The sequence below is a fragment of the Salmonella sp. SAL4457 genome (assembly GCF_046548235.1).
Lineage (GTDB): Bacteria > Pseudomonadota > Gammaproteobacteria > Enterobacterales > Enterobacteriaceae > Salmonella > Salmonella enterica.
In genome coordinates this window covers 1-244 of sequence record NZ_JBGDZO010001161.1, presented here as the reverse complement: position 1 = coordinate 244, position 244 = coordinate 1, and the positions used below count along the sequence as shown (strand labels likewise).

Sequence of the window (244 nt, the reverse complement as noted above, 5' to 3'; positions counted from 1 at the left end):
AGCGAAGGGATGCCACCGACGTGGAGGTTATGCAATTCACTCGGAGCAGCCGGCTGCTCGCCGCGCAGCTCGAGGACCACACGGTCGAGATTTACGACACGTCGACCGGCCGCATTCAAACGACGCTGCGTGGCAACAATGCGCCCCGCCCCGGTATCGATTTCAGCGCCGACGAGCGGTTTCTCGTCAGCACGAGCCGCGACCTGACCGTGCGGGTGTGGGACATCACGACAGGGGTGCAGTC

Annotated in this window: 1 protein-coding gene; it reads left to right on the top strand. The window is 64.3% G+C overall.

Annotation, left to right across the window (positions count from 1 at the left end; translation table 11 throughout):
- Positions 1–29: 29 nt before the first annotated feature.
- On the top strand, positions 30–244 hold a 215-nt coding region (locus tag ACLJNW_RS27820), incomplete at its 3' end, for a WD40 repeat domain-containing protein (RefSeq protein ID WP_410961817.1).